Source organism: Burkholderia sp. AU6039, assembly GCF_002223365.1.
Classification (GTDB): domain Bacteria; phylum Pseudomonadota; class Gammaproteobacteria; order Burkholderiales; family Burkholderiaceae; genus Burkholderia.
Window position 1 is genome coordinate 1 of sequence record NZ_NKFK01000024.1, and the last position, 1,089, is coordinate 1,089.

Consider the following 1,089-nt stretch of genomic DNA (forward strand, 5'->3'; position numbering starts at 1 on the left):
GCCGCGTGGCTGCGGGCCAATCGGACCGCCGGGGGAGAACCGCGCCCGACCCTGGGTGCACTGCGCAATGAGGTGCTCCAGTCAGGGCAGCCGGCGCGCGTGAACGCTCATGTGCAGGCGTTCCGCCGAGCGGTGGGCGAGCAAGGCGCCACGGGTAGGAACGTGGCCAGCGCGGTGGATGCGCTGGTACAGGGCGGCACGTCGCGGCAGCCTCAGCTCCAGGTCCATGTTGACGACGAGGCATTGATCCAGGCCTATCAGGGCGCATCGAACACGCATCCGGCCACGGCGCGCAACCATGCGAGCTACCTGCGCCAGCTTGCCGCGTGGCTGCGGGCCAATCGGACCGCCGAGGGAGAACCGCGCCCGACCCTGGGTGCACTGCGCAATGAGGTGCTCCAGTCAGGACAGCCGGCGCGCGCGAACGCTCATGTGCAGGCGTTCCGCCGAGCGGTGGGCGAGCAAGGCGCCACGGGTAGGAACGTGGTCAGCGCGGTGGATGCGCTGGTAAAGGGCGGCACGTCGCGGCAGCCCCAGGCCCAGCCCCAGGTCCATGTTGACGACGAGGCATTGATCCAGGCCTATCAGGGCGCATCGAACACGCATCCGGCCACGGCGGGCACCCATGCGAACCACCTGCGCCAGCTTGCCGCGTGGCTGCGGGCCAATCGGACCGCCGAGGGAGAACCGCGCCCGACCCTGGGTGCACTGCGCAATGAGGTGCTCCAGTCAGGACAGCCGGCGCGCGAGAACGCTCATGTGCAGGCGTTCCGCCGAGCGGTGGGCGAGCAAGGCGCCACTGGTAAGCACGTGGCCGGCGCGGTGGATGCGCTGGTACAGGGCGGCACGTCGCGGCAGCCCCAGGCCCATGTTGATGACGAGGCATTGATCCAGGCCTATCAGGGCGCATCGGACACGCATCCGGCCACGGCGCGCACCCATGCGAGCTACCTGCGCCAGCTTGCCGCGTGGCTGCGGGCCAATCGGACCGCCGAGGGAGAACCGCGCCCGACCCTGGGTGCACTGCGCAATGAGGTGCTCCAGTCAGGACAGCCGGCGCGCGAGAACGCTCATGTGCAGGCGTTCCGC

Annotated in this window: 1 protein-coding gene; it reads left to right on the plus strand. The window is 70.2% G+C overall.

From position 1 onward, the window contains the following. Positions 1–1,089: hypothetical protein (locus CFB39_RS40520; protein WP_179257813.1), on the plus strand; the 1,089-nt coding region annotated here is incomplete at both ends.